This window comes from Streptomyces sp. NPDC107517, from assembly GCF_055582645.1.
Genome location: NZ_JBVJPM010000027.1, coordinates 37,480 through 52,579 on the forward strand (window position 1 = coordinate 37,480; position 15,100 = coordinate 52,579).

A 15,100-nucleotide genomic window follows, 5' to 3' on the forward strand; every position below is an offset into this window, starting at 1 on the left:
ACGAAGATCGCTCACATGTGAAGCAGGTCACAAGCCCAACTGCCCCGCATCCTATGCCTGCCGGTCTGTGATCTGCGACACGGGGTGCGCCAACAGCTTTGTGATCTCCACCACCTGACGAAGGATCATGAAGTCGGATGAGCGGTGATCTTCACACGCGAAGCGCCTGAGTGATCACCAGACGTGACATCTTGGCGCGTTACCCCAGGTGACAGGGCTGGCGCACTATCAAGAGGTGGCGCACCCAGGCAAATTGGCGCTGGACAGAACCGGCTGATAGTGGGCTCCGTTCACACATCAGGGGGAGAGGTGTGGACGTAAGTGGACGCGGGCATGCGCTCGCGAGGAGCGTCCGGCCGCGAAGACGACCCCTTTGTGACCTGCGTCACGTCGACTGTTACCGTTCGGAAACCGGGCTTGGCCATCGGTATCAACGAGTGGTAGGCCCAGGGCAATTCGGGCGTATTACGGAAAGCCCATGATCACAGGCTTGATCAGCCCTGTCCGTATTGCCCGTTACGGCGTCAATAAAGGCCGCCGCGCCCGGGATTCGAACGTTCTCACAACAACTGTGGCGCACCACACGTTTCTTGAAGGAACCATGGAGGCCCTGATAGCGGTTGTACTCATGTCCCACACCGCTCACATACCCAGCCACCGGAAGCCCCGTCGCAGCGCGTCGAAAATCGCCCTGCGCGCCGGAGTTGCCGGTGGCGTACTCAGCACCCTGGCAGTGGCCGGTGCGTCCGGCCCGGCGTTTGCCGCCGAGCCGGTGACCGAGACCATCGAGATGCCGACCATCACGGCGGACCTCTCCGCTCAGGTCGCCCAGTCCGCGGACGCCACCCAGCAGGCCGCGAACTCCTACGCGCTGCAGGCTGAGCAGGACCAGGCCATCGCAAAGGCCGCGAAGCAGGCCAAGTCGGACCAGGCCATCGCCGAGAAGAAGGCGGAGGCCAAGAAGAAGGCCGAGGCCGAGGCGAAGCGCAAGGCCGAGGAAGCGCGTGCGTCGCGCTCCGCCGAGCGCACGACCCTCGCGACCCCCTCCTCCGCGAAGTCCGACGCCGTGGCCCCCGCCAGCGGCAGCGTCGCGTCCGTCATCGCCTTCCTGAAGGCTCAGGTCGGCGACGCGTACGTCATGGGCGGCACCGGCCCCAACTCCTGGGACTGCTCCGGCCTGACCCAGGCCGCGTTCGCGCAGGCCGGCATCAGCCTGCCGCGCGTCTCGCAGGACCAGTCGACGGCCGGCACCCCGGTCTCCCTCGACAGCCTGCAGGTCGGCGACCTCCTCTACTGGGGCTCCGCGGGCTCGGCGTACCACGTGGGTGTGTACATCGGTAACGGCCAGTACCTGGACGCCGCGAACCCCTCCAAGGGCGTCGTCATCCAGGACCTGTCCGGCTACCCGGCGAGCGGTGCGGTCCGCCTCCTCTGAGGTCCCCCCCAGCCAGCCGACTGAGGCCGCCGCTTCCCGCGTGGGGGCGGCGGCCTCCGTCGTACGCGGGTCCTTCTCACCCGCTCTCAGCCCAGATCGAAGGTGTTCGGCAGGCCGAGCCGGAAGCGGGTCTCGTCGACGCGCTTGAGCGGTTCGAGCTCGGGCGGCCGGTACAGCTCCCAGATCCGGCAGCGCTCGGCGTCCGAGCCGTCCTGGTCCAGAAGGGCGTTGACGGCCCGCCGCGCGGACTCGTTGGCGCCCTCCATCGTCGCGAGGTCCACATCCGTGCGGACGTAGTCGCCCGCGAGGAAGAGATTCGGGACGGCCGTGCGCGCGGTGGGGCGGTTGTACCAGGTGCCGGTCGGGTGGATGAACAGCGGCTCGCGGTTGCGCGGGGATGGCCCGCCGAGACCGGTCACCGCCGGGTCCATGAACCAGGACAGCCGGTCGGAGTCCTCCACAAGGGCCCGCCCGCTGTCGTTGACCCCGTCCTTCAACTGCGCCCAGCACTCCTCCACGATCTCCTCACGTGTGCACTCCCTCGCGGTCTTCCCGTACAGAATGCCAGGGATGTCCCATTCGGAGACGATCGTGGAGATGCAGTCGGCGGCCTGCCCGTCGCCGTAGTCGGCGGCGAAGTCCCGGCCGTCCCAGAACTGCGCCTGCCCGACGGCGGTCACCGCCCAGGGCGAGTCGAGGCAGTTGACGTGCCCGTTCACCAGCGGGACCGGGCGGCGCACATAGAACATGATCCCGGTCATCCAGTCCGTGCGGAGCTTGTCGCAGCGGGCCAGTTGCGGATCGGCCGCCCGCAGCGCCGGGCCCCAGGTGGGGCGGGCGTGCTCGACGGGCATGGCCTGGACGTAGTGGTCGGCGGTCACGACCCGTTCACCCCCGCCGTCGGGGTCGGTGACCCTGACACCGGTGACGCGTCCGGTCCCTTCGTCGTAGAGGATCTCCCGCACGTCGCTGGAGAACTCGAACGCGACGCCCAGGGAGGCGAGGTGGGCCCGCCAGGGGTCGATCCAGGCCTCCGTCGTGGGGGCGTTCAGGACGCGGTCGATGTCGGCGTCGGGGCCGTCGAGGCCACGGCCGAGCAGGCCCCACAGGATCAGCGCCTCGATGATGACGCGGCCGACCGTGCGGGTGGAGGCCTCCTGGGCGCGGGTGGCGACGAGGTTGCGGGTCTGGCCGATGCCGAGGAGCGTGCGGTACTCCTCGCTGAAGTCGCCGGCCCGGATGAAGTCCCACCACGGCACGGCCTCCCACTCGCCCTCGCGGCGGGCGTCGCAGCTGGTGAGATGGACGAGGAGGCGGTTCGCGAAGTAGGCGACCTCGTGCGCGGGAAGGCGGGTCCCGGTGTCCAGGGCCGCCGTGATCTCGTCGCGCAGCCAGGCCGTCGTCAGATCGCCCACACGCGGTGGGGTCGTGACGCGACGCAGGGGGAAGTGCAGGTCGGGGCGGCCCTCTTGGCGGGCAAAGAGCTCCTCGGTGGCGTTGCGGAGGTTCGCACGGACACCGCCGGGCTGATCCCCGTACGGGATGCGGCGCATCGTGTCGGGCAGGTTCCGGTAGAAGCCGGGGAAGAACCGGAACCCGTGTTCGCCGGGAAGCGGCGCCCGGCCACCCGTCCCGGTCCCCGGTACGTCCATGGAGCGGGCCTTGCCGCCGAGGACGTCGTAGTACTCGTGGACCGTCACCGCGTAGCCCCGCTCGGCGAGTTCCTGGGCGGCGGAGAGGCCGGAGACGCCGCCGCCGAGGACGGCCACACGGGTGCGTGCGGCGCCCTCGGCGAATGCGGGTGCGGGCCACAGGGCGGCGCCGGCCGCCGCTCCCCCGGCTCCCGCGATGAGTCCTCGCCGGGTCGGTCCCTGGTGCCGTGCGGTCATCCCGTGCCCCCCTGGGCTTGAGCGCCGTGCCTGACATGGATGCGTCAGACTAGGGATTCGGGATAAAAACGTCATCGGACGCGTACGGGCACGCACAGGACCTCTACAGGCTCCACCGGGCCTTCAGAGCCTGTGAAGACTCTCAGCCCCGCGGCGCCAGCTCACCCATCGGGCCCCAACCCTCGTTCGGGATGTCGGCGTTGATGATCTCCGGGGTGGTGGCGATGAGCGGGGCGATGGTGTCGAGACCGGCCTTGAAGTGGGCGGAGCCGACGTGCGCGGCGCCCGCGTCGCCGTCCCGGAAGCCCTCCAGGAGGACGTACTGGTGCGGGTCCTCGACGCTGCGGGACCAGTCGAAGAAGAGGTTGCCCTCCTCGGCGCGCGTGGCGCGGGTGAAATCGGCGGTGCGCTCCAGCCAGGAGTCGGCGTACTCGGGCCGGGCGGTGAACTTCACGGCGATGAAAATCATGCAGCCAGGGTGCTCCGTACCGCCCCGCACGGCCAGTTCGGCGCGCGTGATTGCGGGAGCGCCACAAGAACCGGGCCCACGCGGCGGCCCGCGCCGAGAGGCTCGGCAGCGCCGCGAGCACCCGCGGCCCGCCGGGGAGCGCGACGGCCGGCGTCGCCGACCGGGCGCGTCCGGGCCGCTCACGCCTTCGGCGCCACCTTGCTCAGGCCGTTGATGATGCGGTCCATCGCGTCGCCGCCCGTCGGGTCGGTCAGGTTGGCGAGCATCTTCAGCGTGAACTTCATGAGCACCGGGTGGGTCAGGCCGCGCTGCGTCGCGATCTTCATGACCTTCGGGTTGCCGATGAGCTTCACGAAGGCGCGGCCGAGCGTGTAGTAGCCGCCGTAGGTGTCCTTGAGGACCTTCGGGTAGCGGTGGAGGGCGAGTTCGCGCTGGGCGTCGGTCGCGCGGGCGTGCGCCTGCACGATGACGTCGGCCGCGATCTGGCCGGACTCCATGGCGTACGCGATGCCCTCGCCGTTGAACGGGTTCACCATGCCGCCCGCGTCGCCGACCAGGAGCAGGCCCTTGGTGTAGTGCGGCTGACGGTTGAAGGCCATGGGCAGGGCGGCGCCGCGGATCGGCATCGTCATGTTGTCCGGGGTGTAACCCCAGTCCTCCGGCATCGAGGCGCACCAGGCCTTCAGGACCTCGCGCCAGTCGAGCTCCTTGAAGGCGGCGGAGGAGTCGAGGATGCCGAGGCCGACGTTCGACGTGCCGTCGCCCATGCCGAAGATCCAGCCGTAGCCGGGCAGCAGCCGGTCCTGGGCGCCGCGGCGGTCCCACAGCTCCAGCCAGGACTCCAGGTAGTCGTCGTCGTGGCGCGGCGAGGTGAAGTACGTGCGGACCGCGACGCCCATCGGGCGGTCCTCGCGCCGGTGCAGGCCCATCGCGAGGGACAGCCGGGTCGAGTTGCCGTCCGCGGCCACGACGAGGGGCGCGTGGAAGGTGACTTCGCGCTTCTCCTCGCCGAGCTTGGCGTTGACGCCGGTGATGCGGCCCGTGCGGTCGTCGATGATCGGGGCGCCGACGTTGCAGCGCTCGTACAGGCGCGCGCCCGCCTTCTGCGCCTGACGGGCGAGCTGCTCGTCGAAGTCGTCGCGCTTGCGGACGAGTCCGTAGTCCGGGTAGGAGGCGAGATCCGGCCAGTCCAGCTGGAGCCGGACGCCGCCGCCGATGATCCGCAGGCCCTTGTTGCGCAGCCAGCCCGCCTCTTCGGAGATGTCGATGCCCATCGACACGAGCTGCTTGGTGGCGCGCGGGGTGAGGCCGTCGCCGCACACCTTTTCCCGGGGGAACGCGGTCTTCTCAAGAAGGAGGACGTCGAGTCCGGCCTTGGCCAGGTAGTACGCGGTCGTCGAACCGGCTGGCCCGGCCCCGACGACGATCACATCTGCGCTGTGCTCGGAGAGGGGCTCGGTCACGGCGGGTTCTCCCGAAGACTCGAAATCTGCGTGCCGCACGGCACCGGATGTGGGCAGTCTATGCAGCGGTACTGATCACCCAGCCGAAGGGCCGCCCTGTGAACCGAGCTCTGCCTGATGTACAGCTGCGTGTCCCCACCGACGAGGACGCCTTCGCCTGGCACCGCGTCTTCGACGACCCGGAGGTCATGGAGTTCCACGGCGGGGCCGCTGCCGAGCTGTCCGTGTACGAGGAGCTGACCGCCCGGCAGCGCCGGCACGACGCGGAGCACGGCTTCTGCCTGTGGACGATGACCGACCCGGACGGCGACGTCATCGGCTTCACGGGCGCGCAGCCCTGGCCGCACGCCTGGGGTCCGGCGGGCGAGATCGAGATCGGCTGGCGGCTCGGGCGCGCGCACTGGGGCCGCGGCTACGCGACGGCCGCCGCGCAGGCGACGCTGGAACGGGTACGGGCCGCGGGTGTACGGAGCGTGGTGGCGATGGTCGACTCGCGCAACGAGCGCTCGGTGGCGGTGACGCGGCGCCTCGGCATGGAACCCGCCGAGACGTTCACCGTCCCGGGTGACCCGCGCACGGGCCTGTGCTTCCGGCTCACGCTGTAGGCGGCTCGGGTCCGCCTTGTCAGCCCGGCCGCTTCCGGTCAGGGCCCGGACGGAGCTACCCTTCGGGTACCGCTGGGGGTGAAGTCTGTGCGCATTACACCCAAGACGCCCGAAGTGCGCGTACCGAAGTTCGTCGGCCTCATGGCCGTCGACGCGCGCGAGGCCGCGGCGGCGCGCGGCGTACAGCTGGCCGCGCCCGACCGCCCCGACTTCCGTCTCACCGTGGTCGACTATGTCGTACGCCAGTACCCACTGCCCGACACCGAGGTGCCCCGCGGCGCCGTCGTCACCGTCTGGTTCGACCTGGCGGAGGGCGAGGGCCACGGCGGCTCCGGGGTGAACGAGCCCCGCATGCCGGGACCGCGCGGCGGCGGGCTGCAGCGCGAACTGGACGAACCGGGTGAGACGTACTCGGTGGTCGGCACGTAGCGCCCGGCCGGGGTCAGTTCGTCAGACGCCAGGACTCCAGGCCGGTCCGGTACGTCTTCTTCAGGTCGGCCCACACGTCCTGCTGCCCCACGAGGTAGATCGTGTACTCGGTGCCGTCCTCGGCGACGTACGACTGGTCGATGCCGTGCATCGTCCGGCCGCCCTCGTCGCGGTAGGTGTACTCCCAGATCGCGCCCTGCCGCCCCTGGAAGGTGTTCCGGCGCAGGTCGATCCGCTGGTAGTCCTGCTTCTTCTTGTCCTCCTTCGCGTGCTTCTCCATGTTGAGGATGTTGTCGTACGAGGTGTAGCCCGCGTTCGGGATGACGCCGATGAGGTAGTGCTCGGCGCCGGTGCTGCCCGCGTAGGTGATCTGGCTGCCGTTCTCGACGCCCTCGCGCGACCACACGTCGGGGATCACGAAGGAGAAGCCCATGGGGTCGGTGACCTTGCGGTAGCCGGACGGAACGGTGGCGTCCGGGGTCGCGTCCGGCGCGGGGTCCGTGGCCTGGTCCGGCGTCGCGCTCGGGGTGGGGCTCGGGGTGGGGCTCGGCGCCGGGGTCGGCTGCTGCGACGTGGCGGGCCGCTCGGTGCCGGCGGCGGGCCTGTCGTCGCGGCCCGCCTTGTCGTCCTTGCCGCCGTGGTCCTGGAGCAGCAGCACGCCGGCCGCCACACCGCCCCCGATGACGAACGCGCCCGCGATGGTGGCGACCCAGATCCCGGCGCGGCGCGGGGACTTGGCAGGCACGGCGGCCGGCCGCGCGCCGAGCTGGAAGGTGTGCGGGTCGTAGACGGGGGCGGGGGCGGCGGGGCCGGGGGTGGGCCCGGGAGGAGGCGTGGGTGCGGGCGCGGCAGCGGCGGTAGCTGTCGGCAGGGCGGCCGCGATGTCGGGGCTCGGCGGGTCGATGGGGGCGGGCGGTTCGTCGGGGGTGGGCGGCTGGGCGGGTGCTTCCGGCATGGCGGTCACCGGCGCCGGAACACCCGGCGCCGGCCCGAACGCCCCCGGCGGCACCTGCGGTTCCGGCACGATCCCGGTCCGCGCCCCCGCCATCTGCATCAGATACGGCGCGAGGAACGCCGCCGCGAACACCCACAGCAGCCCGAACAGGAGCGCCTCCGCCATGCCGAGGCCCACGCCGGCGCTGCCCGTGCCGCTGCCGCCGAGGTCGGACGCGGCCCCGGTGGCCTGCACCCCGAGGCCGCCGACGGCGCCGAGCAGCAGGAAGAGACCGAGGAAGATCCCGGCGGAGAGCAGCTGTTCACGACGGTCGGCCGACCTGCGCGCGGCCATCACGCCCACGGTCAGCGCGCAGACGGTGCCGAGGGCCAGCGCGCCCACAACCGCCCAGGAGTTGGTGACGTCGCCGAGCTCGGAGAGGCCGAACGACTGGTGCTGGTAGCCGCCCCCGTACGTCGAACTGCCGCCCGCCTCGAAGGAGATGGGCGCGCCCCAGCCGAGGCCGAGCGCCATGGCGCCGAGGTTCGGCAGCACGAGCAGGGCGACGACCAGCGGCGACAGGTCGGCCTGTCCCAGGTCGGACACGTCGGAGACGTCGCCCAGGTCGTCGATCTGGGCGATGCTGATGACGGCGGCGACCGAGCAGATCACGAGGACGACCGCGAGCGCGCGCAGTGCCGTTCCGGTGGCCCGCACCAGCGCCAGCACCCCCGGCCGGACGGCGAGCCACTGGGCCAGGTCGTCCCGGTGCAGCATTCCGGCGGCGACGGTGAGCGCGATGAGGAGCGCCCCGAGCGCGGCGAGCACCGGCGACGACGAGATCCGCACCCCCCGGATCGAGGGCTGCGCGAACAGGCCGAGCACGAGGACGCCGACGGTCACCAACAGGGCGACGCGCAGGGCGGCTTCGAGCCCGGGCGTGCCGGGGACGGGCGTGGGGTGACCGTCGGGGGCGGCCGCGCGGGCCCGGAGGCGCGAGCGCAGGACGCGTACGCCGATCCAGAGCGCCAGGATCCACAGGGCGGTGACCGTGAGAGGGACGAGGGAGAGCGCGGCGCCACCGCTGAGCTCCGCCCCCATGTCACCGCCCCCGGAGCCGAACGGCGAGTCCCCGCCGCCGAAGGGCGAGGGGCCTGAGGAGGCCGACACCTCGAAGCCGCCGCCGAGCGACTGGAGCAGTAACGCGAGCGAGATCCGCATGCGGTCGCCGAACCCGACGACGACGTCACTGCCCTGCCCGTACGAGGGAACGGCGAGGGCGACGGCGGCGATCACCAGGAGTCCGACGGGCCACAGCGCGGCCTGCGCCGAGCCGGCCCAGTCGCCGCGGAAGGCACGCCCGAAGAAGGCGCCGACGGGCGAGGGCCCGCCGGGGGCGAACGCGGGCGGCGGCGGGGCGGCGGGCGGCGCGAGCGGCGGAACGGGCGGCTGACCAGGCTGACCAGAGCGTGCGGCGGGAGGAGCCGACGGGTCCTGAACACCGGGCTCGCGCTCCGGCGTTCGTTCCCGCCCGCACTTCATGCAGAAGCGGGCCTCGTCGGGAGCCTGGGCTCCGCAGTGCGGGCAGAACGACGCCATGGGAAGTGCTCCGTCATCAGGAAAGCCGTACCGTCACCAGCGGTGACGGGCAGTCACCACGTACTCAACGGACACATCTTTCCCGGTGGACGGTTCCCCGCGACGGGGAATCGGCACAACGGGCAGGCACCGAACGGGACTTGAAGGCCCGCGACTCGAAGGACCGGCTACTTGACGCCCCGGTGCAGCGCCACGACGCCACCGGTCAGGTTCCGCCACGCCACGTCCGACCAGCCGGCCTTCTGGAGGCGGGCCGCGAGCGCCGGCTGGTCGGGCCAGCTGCGGATCGACTCGGCGAGGTAGACGTACGCGTCCGGGTTCGAGGACACGGCGCGGGCCACCGGAGGCAGGGCGCGCATCAGGTACTCGGTGTACACGGTGCGGAAGGGCGCCCACGTCGGCTGCGAGAACTCGCAGATCACGACGCGCCCGCCTGGCTTCGTCACCCGGTACAGCTCGCGCAGCGCCGTGTCCGTGTCCTGCACGTTCCTGAGGCCGAAGGAGATGGTCACGGCGTCGAACGTGTCGTTCTTGAACGGCAGCTTCGTCGCGTCGCCCGCGGTGAACGGCATCCACGGGTGCCGCTTCTTGCCGACCTGGAGCATCCCGATCGAGAAGTCGCAGGGCACGACGTACGCGCCGGCCTGCGCGAACGGCTGCGAGGACGTCGCCGTACCGGCCGCGAGGTCGAGGACCTTCTGCGCCGGCCGCGCGTCCACCGCCTTCGCGACCTCCTTGCGCCACAGCCGGGCCTGGCCGAGCGAGAGCACGTCGTTGGTGAGGTCGTACCGGTCCGCCACGTCGTCGAACATCGAAGCGACTTCGTGCGGCTGCTTGTCCAGGGATGCGCGGGTCACGCGTCCATTGTGGCAGTACGCCCCCGGGCGGGCGTCAGCGGCGCCGGTACACCAGGCGTCCCTCGACGACCGTGGCCACACAGGTGGCCGGGCCGAGCCGGACGAGCGAGGCGCGGTCCGGCACGTCGAACACGGCGAACCTGGCCGGTCCGCCCACGGTCAGCGGCGGCAGCAGGACGAGCGGCACCGGCGAGAAGGACACCGGCCCGGGCTGGTTCGGCGGGCGCTGCCCGAGCGCGAGCCCGGCCCTGCGCACCGCGTCCACCACGGCGCGCGAGCGCAGCTCCCCGGCCACGGCGACCGTGCCGTGCGCGAACAGCTGCTGGATGCCGCGGCGCGCGCTGGCCCCGGCCCGGGACGGATCCGCGCGGAAGATCTCCCGAGCGCGCTCCCCGACGACCGGCCGCGTGCCGAACTCGTCGGCCTCGCGCGGGTCCGGGTGGTACGTGCCCTCGAGGATCTCGGGCCCGTACGGGTTGAGCAGGCCGGGCGTGAGGATGCCGGGCCACCGCCGCACCCGCGCCTGCGGGCGGACGGCGGCGAGGTCCTCGTACGGGCCGAGGGCGGCGACGGACGCGCCCTCGACCAGGACCGCGGCCTCGGGCGAGGCCTCGGCCACGTGGATCGTCAGCAAATGAGCCTCAGTTGGTGGAGACGAGCTTCAGCTCGGGGTGTGCCGTGCCGCCCTCGATCGCGGTGGACGAGATGTGCGACTGGACGCGGTCGTCGACCGGGTCGTTCGCCGGGTCGTCGTGCACGACGAGGTGCTCGTACGTCGTGGCGCGCTGCGCGGGGACGCGGCCCGCCTTGCGGATGAGGTCGATGATCTCCAGGCGGTTCGAGCGGTGCTTGGCACCGGCCGAGGAGACGACGTTCTCCTCCAGCATGATCGAACCGAGGTCGTCGGCGCCGTAGTGCAGCGACAGCTGGCCGACCTCCTTGCCGGTGGTCAGCCAGGAGCCCTGGATGTGGGCCACGTTGTCGAGGAAGATCCGCGCGATGGCGATCATGCGCAGATACTCGAAGAGCGTGGCCTGCGTACGGCCCTTCAGGTGGTTGTTCTCCGGCTGGTACGTGTACGGGATGAACGCGCGGAAGCCGCCCGTGCGGTCCTGTACGTCGCGGATCATGCTCAGGTGCTCGATGCGCTCGGCGTTGGTCTCGCCGGTGCCCATCAGCATCGTGGACGTCGACTCGACGCCGAGGCGGTGGGCCGCCTCCATGATCTCCAGCCAGCGCTCGCCGGACTCCTTCAGCGGGGCGATCGCCTTGCGGGGGCGGGCCGGGAGGAGCTCGGCACCGGCGCCCGCGAAGGAGTCGAGGCCGGCCGCGTGGATCCGCTCGATGGCCTCTTCGACGGAGACCTTGGAGATACGGGCCATGTGCTCGACCTCGGACGCGCCGAGGGAGTGGATGACCAGCTGGGGGTACGCCTGCTTGATGGCGGAGAAGTGCTTCTCGTAGTACTCGACGCCGTAGTCCGGGTGGTGGCCGCCCTGGAACATGATCTGGGTGCCGCCGAGTTCGACGGTCTCGGCGCAGCGGCGCAGGATGTCTTCGAGGTCGCGCGTCCAGCCCTTGGCGGTGTCCTTGGGCGCGGCGTAGAAGGCGCAGAACTTGCACGCCGTCACGCAGACGTTCGTGTAGTTGATGTTCCGCTCGATGATGTACGTCGCGATGTGCTCGGTGCCGGCGTAGCGGCGGCGCCTGATGGCGTCGGCGGCCGCGCCGAGCGCGTGCAGAGGGGCGTCGCGGTAGAGGTCGAGCGCCTCTTCGGGGGTGATGCGTCCACCCGCGGCGGCACGGTCGAGGACGGTCTGAAGGTCGGCCTTCTCGGTCACCGGGCGTCCCTTTCGTTTCGTTCGTAAGGGGTTGTGGACGGACCGTCTCAGCGTACGCCAGCACGTCCTGCCGCCCGACGTCAGGCGGCGTAGGCGCCCATCAGGACGCCGGCGAGCGCGCCCGCGAGCAGGAACGGCCCGAACGGGATCGCCGTCCTGCGGCCGGCCCGCCGGGCGATCACGAGACCCGCGCCGTACAGCGCGGCGAACAGGAACCCGGCGAACGTGCCGATGAACACCTGCCCCCACCCGTACCAGCCGAGCACCGCCCCCAGGCCGACCGCCAGTTTCACGTCGCCGAACCCCATCCCCTGGGGGTGGATGAGGAACAGCCCGAGGTAGCCGCCGCCGAGCGCGAGCGCGCCGAGCAGCGCCGTCGGCCAGTCGCCGCCCGGCTCGGGCAGCAGCGCGGCCAGGCCGAGCAGGACGGGGGCGGCCGCGGCGACGGGCAGGGTGAGGACGTCGGGCAGGCGCTTCACCCGGGCGTCGACCACCGCGAGGAGCACCGCGGGCGGGACGAGGAGGAGCCAGGCGCCCAGTTCGGGCCGGATGCCGGTGGCGGCGGCGAGGGCGGCGCAGACGGCGGCGGTGAGCAGTACGGGCATCAGGGCGCCCGGGCCGAGCGCCCCGCCGCAGTCCCCGCACCGCCCGCGGCCCAGCCATCCGCGCACACCGCCCGGCAGCGGATGCCCGTCCGGGCAACTCGCCCGCCAGGTTTCGTCCGGTTCCACGGACAGCCGGTACGCGGCCCGTGGCACGAACAGCCCGGCCACGGCACCCCAGACCGCCCCGGCCACGACCAGCAGCAGTTCCACCGTCCCCACCCCTTTCCCTCGCTTCCCCCCGCGCCTGTCGGCGTCGCCTACCGGCCGAGCACCGCCAGCGCGAACGCGAGCCGCCGGTCGAGCCAACCGGCCTGCGGCACATACGACTTGACACCGTCGACGTACCCCTGCGTCAGTACGGTCTCCTCGCCGGCCCGCCACGTCACCGGCTTCGCCGTGCGCGTACCGGACTGGTCGCCGCCCTCGGCGCCCAGGCTGAGCACGGAGTCGACGACGCTGCCGACGAGCGCGCCCGCGCCCCGCACCGCGCCGTCCTTGCCGCGCGTCGCGATGTCCTTCGCGCTGCCCTTGGCCCAGTGGTAGCGGGCGACGGCGTCGGGCCGGTCCGGCTGCCGCAGCCAGAGCCCGTGCTGGACCGTGCGCTTCACGGCGGAGGTGCGGTGGACGTGGCCGAGTTCGGCGCCCGCCGCGTCGGTGACCAGATGCGCGTCACCCACCGCCGTCACCGTGCAGACGAGCCGCTGCGCTCCCCCGGCCTCGTACAGCTCGTGGGGTCCGCCGTCCTCGCCGTCCCCCACGACGTACGCCGCCGGGGCGAAGCAGCGCACGCCCGCGACCGTCGTGGGGACGCGTACGGCGAGGCGGCCCTTCACCGGCTTGCGCGGGAACGAGGCGGCCCTCTCGACGTCGGTCACCACGAACCAGCTGACGTCCTCCCACGCCACCGGCTCGACCAGCGGCCCGGCCGCACCCTTGTTCCTGCCGAATCCCATGTCCCCGCTCCCCCTCCTCTGTGTGTCCCCCCGCCCCGTTCGGCTGTCTGATCTCTCCCGTGGTCGGCAGCCGCCCTGGTCGTGGGTACATCCGCGTCAGCCGGCGCGCCGCATCGTGGCGACGGGGTCGCCCGCGCGCGGGTTGTCCGTCTCGTAGGTGAGTCGGTCGCCCGACTTCGACTTGATCAGGCGGACTTCGTGGCGGCCGGTGGTGCACTGCCCGCCGTTCGACTTCTTGGCGATGCCCGTGGCGACGATCCGGTCCTTCTCGACCCGCTTGAGGACGAGGACGTCCTCGCAGACCGCGCCGATCGGGTCGGTCTGGTGGAACGTGCCGAACTCCTCGCCGATCCGGCCCTGTTCGACGGTGACGCGGAACGTACCCATCGGCAGTGTGCCGCCGAGGCCGGTGGCGGGTCCTTCCCAAGTGCCCACGAAGGAGGCGGGGACGGTGCCCTTAGGGGCGGAGGCGGAGGCCGTCGCCGCGGGTGGACGGCCGCCCGCGGTGTCGCTCCCGCTCGTCGAGGAGCCGGGCAGCAGGTCGAAGAGGAACGCCGAGCCGAGGGTGACGGCGGCGAGCGCGCCCGCGACACCGAGCACGACCGTGCAGCTGATCCTCCGCCCGCGACCACCGGCGCCCGGCACGGACGTCGCGGCCACACTGACGGAGAGCTTCCCGGCACCCGGCACCTCGGTGCGCTGCGCGGGGACGGCGGCGTCTGCGGGGGCCGGAGCGGAGTCGGCGGGCGCGTGCACGCGCGGGACGACCGGTCCGTACGCGGGATCGGGCGGCCCGAACACCCCGGCGGGCGCCCCCGTCGCGTCCGGCGGCCGGTCGACCGACGGCTCGCTGAATCCGACCGGCCCCGAGCGCTCCCCGGCACCCGCCGGCGCCGCGCCCTCCAGGTCCAGGAGCGCCACCGCGCTGCGCCCCACCTGCTCCACCAGCGCGCCCGGCAGCCACCCCGCCGCCACGAGCCGGGCAGCGCCCTGCGGGGCGAGAGCGCTCGCCACCTCTTCGGGCGCAGGCCGCGCGGCCGGGTCCTTCGCCAGGCACGCGGCGGCGACGTCGCGCAGTTCCCCGCGCGCCAGGCCGAGTTCGGGCTCCTCGTGCACCACCTTGTAGAGGAGCGCGGCCGACGAGTCTCCGGGGAACGGGGAGGTGCCGGTCACCGCGTAGACGAGGACCGCGCCGAGGGAGAAGACATCGGCGGCGCCCGTGACGCCCTTGCCGAGGATCTGCTCGGGCGCCATGTATCCGGGCGACCCGATCGAGACGCCGGTGGAGGTGAGGGAGGCGGTGCCGTCGGTGGCGCGGGCGATACCGAAGTCGATCAGGCGCGGGCCGTCCACGGTGAGCAGCACGTTCGACGGCTTCACATCGCGGTGGACGAGCCCGAGGCCGTGCACCGCCGCCAGCGCCTCGGCGAGGCCTGAGCCCAGGACCCGTACGGAGTGGTCGGGCAGGGCGCGCTCCTTCACGGCCTGCGCGAGGGACGGGCCGGCCACGTACCCGGTCGCGACCCACGGCACGGACGCCTCCGGGTCGGCGTCGAGGACCGGCGCGGTCCAGGCGCCCCCGACCCGCCGCGCGGCGTCCACCTCGCGACGGAAGCGCGCCCGGAACTCCTCGTCGAGCGCGAAGTGCGGATGGACGACCTTCACCGCGACGGTGCGGCCTCCGGCGCTGCGCCCCAGATAGACGCGGCCCATTCCGCCGGAACCGAGCCTCCCGAGCAGCCGGTAGGGCCCGATCGTGGTCGGTTCGCCGGCTTCCAGCGGCTGCATGGCCTGGCCTCCCCCTGTGCCCACGCTCCAGTCGGGCCAGGGTAGTCCTCCCCTGTCACGCCTTCCCGTAGTCGCCGCCGCGCGGAGCGCATCGCTCCGATATCCGAGCACCCCGTGTATTCAAAACGTTCACCGGTGAAATTCCTGACGTTCACAGTCGATCGTCACCGAACAGCCCGTTGTTTCCGGATAGCCGGAATTGCCCCGCGCGGGAGAGGGGCGGCACGCAGAAG

General features: G+C 72.2%; 13 protein-coding genes. 3 read left to right on the top strand and 10 right to left on the bottom strand.

The window, feature by feature from the left end; translation table 11 throughout:
- Positions 1-628: 628 nt before the first annotated feature.
- On the top strand, positions 629-1,435 hold the full coding sequence (locus ACZ67T_RS37720; RefSeq protein ID WP_469990418.1) for a C40 family peptidase: 807 nt from the start codon (positions 629-631) through the stop codon (positions 1,433-1,435).
- An 86-nt stretch (positions 1,436-1,521) separates the two neighbouring features.
- On the opposite strand, the gene ACZ67T_RS37725 is transcribed toward ACZ67T_RS37720, so the two are convergent.
- The 3 genes from ACZ67T_RS37725 to ACZ67T_RS37735 all read right to left on the bottom strand — a co-directional run bounded on the left by ACZ67T_RS37725 (position 1,522) and on the right by ACZ67T_RS37735 (position 5,256).
- A complete protein-coding gene (locus ACZ67T_RS37725) occupies positions 1,522-3,324 on the bottom strand; it encodes a hydroxysqualene dehydroxylase (protein WP_469990420.1) in 1,803 nt (600 codons plus the stop codon).
- Positions 3,325-3,466: 142 nt separating this feature from the next.
- A complete protein-coding gene (locus ACZ67T_RS37730; RefSeq protein ID WP_469990421.1) occupies positions 3,467-3,793 on the bottom strand; it encodes a putative quinol monooxygenase in 327 nt (108 codons plus the stop codon).
- 179 nt (positions 3,794-3,972) lie between these two features.
- On the bottom strand, positions 3,973-5,256 hold the full coding sequence (locus ACZ67T_RS37735; RefSeq protein ID WP_469990422.1) for a geranylgeranyl reductase family protein: 1,284 nt from the start codon (positions 5,254-5,256) through the stop codon (positions 3,973-3,975).
- A 98-nt stretch (positions 5,257-5,354) separates the two neighbouring features.
- Between ACZ67T_RS37735 and ACZ67T_RS37740 the strand changes: the two genes are divergently transcribed.
- Together ACZ67T_RS37740 and ACZ67T_RS37745 are read left to right on the top strand one after the other, a co-directional pair.
- Positions 5,355-5,861 (top strand): GNAT family N-acetyltransferase, encoded by a 507-nt coding sequence (locus ACZ67T_RS37740; protein WP_469990423.1) that lies wholly within the window; start codon positions 5,355-5,357, stop codon positions 5,859-5,861.
- Between the two features lie 87 nt (positions 5,862-5,948).
- Positions 5,949-6,290, top strand: a complete 342-nt coding sequence (locus ACZ67T_RS37745; RefSeq protein WP_469990424.1) for a PASTA domain-containing protein — start codon at positions 5,949-5,951, stop codon at positions 6,288-6,290.
- A gap of 13 nt (positions 6,291-6,303) precedes the next feature.
- On the opposite strand, the gene ACZ67T_RS37750 is transcribed toward ACZ67T_RS37745, so the two are convergent.
- From ACZ67T_RS37750 to ACZ67T_RS37780, 7 genes are all read right to left on the bottom strand, one after another.
- Positions 6,304-8,823 carry a zinc ribbon domain-containing protein gene (locus ACZ67T_RS37750; RefSeq protein ID WP_469990426.1) on the bottom strand — a complete coding sequence of 840 codons (2,520 nt, stop codon included), beginning with the start codon at positions 8,821-8,823 and terminating at the stop codon, positions 6,304-6,306.
- Between the two features lie 167 nt (positions 8,824-8,990).
- Positions 8,991-9,680, bottom strand: a complete 690-nt coding sequence (locus ACZ67T_RS37755) for a demethylmenaquinone methyltransferase (protein WP_469990427.1) — start codon at positions 9,678-9,680, stop codon at positions 8,991-8,993.
- 34 nt (positions 9,681-9,714) lie between these two features.
- A complete protein-coding gene (locus ACZ67T_RS37760; RefSeq protein WP_469990428.1) occupies positions 9,715-10,314 on the bottom strand; it encodes a hypothetical protein in 600 nt (199 codons plus the stop codon).
- Between the two features lie 7 nt (positions 10,315-10,321).
- Positions 10,322-11,521 carry a cyclic dehypoxanthinyl futalosine synthase gene (gene mqnC, locus ACZ67T_RS37765; protein WP_326774590.1) on the bottom strand — a complete coding sequence of 400 codons (1,200 nt, stop codon included), beginning with the start codon at positions 11,519-11,521 and terminating at the stop codon, positions 10,322-10,324.
- An 80-nt stretch (positions 11,522-11,601) separates the two neighbouring features.
- Positions 11,602-12,336: a prepilin peptidase gene (locus tag ACZ67T_RS37770; RefSeq protein WP_469990430.1), complete on the bottom strand. Its 735-nt coding sequence runs from the start codon at positions 12,334-12,336 to the stop codon at positions 11,602-11,604.
- 47 nt (positions 12,337-12,383) lie between these two features.
- Positions 12,384-13,079 carry a hypothetical protein gene (locus ACZ67T_RS37775; protein WP_469990432.1) on the bottom strand — a complete coding sequence of 232 codons (696 nt, stop codon included), beginning with the start codon at positions 13,077-13,079 and terminating at the stop codon, positions 12,384-12,386.
- Positions 13,080-13,175: 96 nt separating this feature from the next.
- On the bottom strand, positions 13,176-14,867 hold the full coding sequence (locus ACZ67T_RS37780) for a serine/threonine-protein kinase (protein ID WP_469990434.1): 1,692 nt from the start codon (positions 14,865-14,867) through the stop codon (positions 13,176-13,178).
- Between the last annotated feature and the right edge of the window lie 233 nt (positions 14,868-15,100).

Excerpts from the sequence above, each read along its gene's own strand:
- ACZ67T_RS37720 (WP_469990418.1), top strand. The coding sequence starts at position 629 with ATGTCCCACACCGCTCACATACCCAGCCACCGGAAGCCCCGTCGCAGC.
- ACZ67T_RS37725 (WP_469990420.1), bottom strand. The coding sequence starts at position 3,324 with ATGACCGCACGGCACCAGGGACCGACCCGGCGAGGACTCATCGCGGGA.
- ACZ67T_RS37730 (WP_469990421.1), bottom strand. The coding sequence starts at position 3,793 with ATGATTTTCATCGCCGTGAAGTTCACCGCCCGGCCCGAGTACGCCGAC.
- ACZ67T_RS37750 (WP_469990426.1), bottom strand. The coding sequence starts at position 8,823 with ATGGCGTCGTTCTGCCCGCACTGCGGAGCCCAGGCTCCCGACGAGGCC.
- ACZ67T_RS37775 (WP_469990432.1), bottom strand. The coding sequence starts at position 13,079 with ATGGGATTCGGCAGGAACAAGGGTGCGGCCGGGCCGCTGGTCGAGCCG.
- ACZ67T_RS37780 (WP_469990434.1), bottom strand. The coding sequence starts at position 14,867 with ATGCAGCCGCTGGAAGCCGGCGAACCGACCACGATCGGGCCCTACCGG.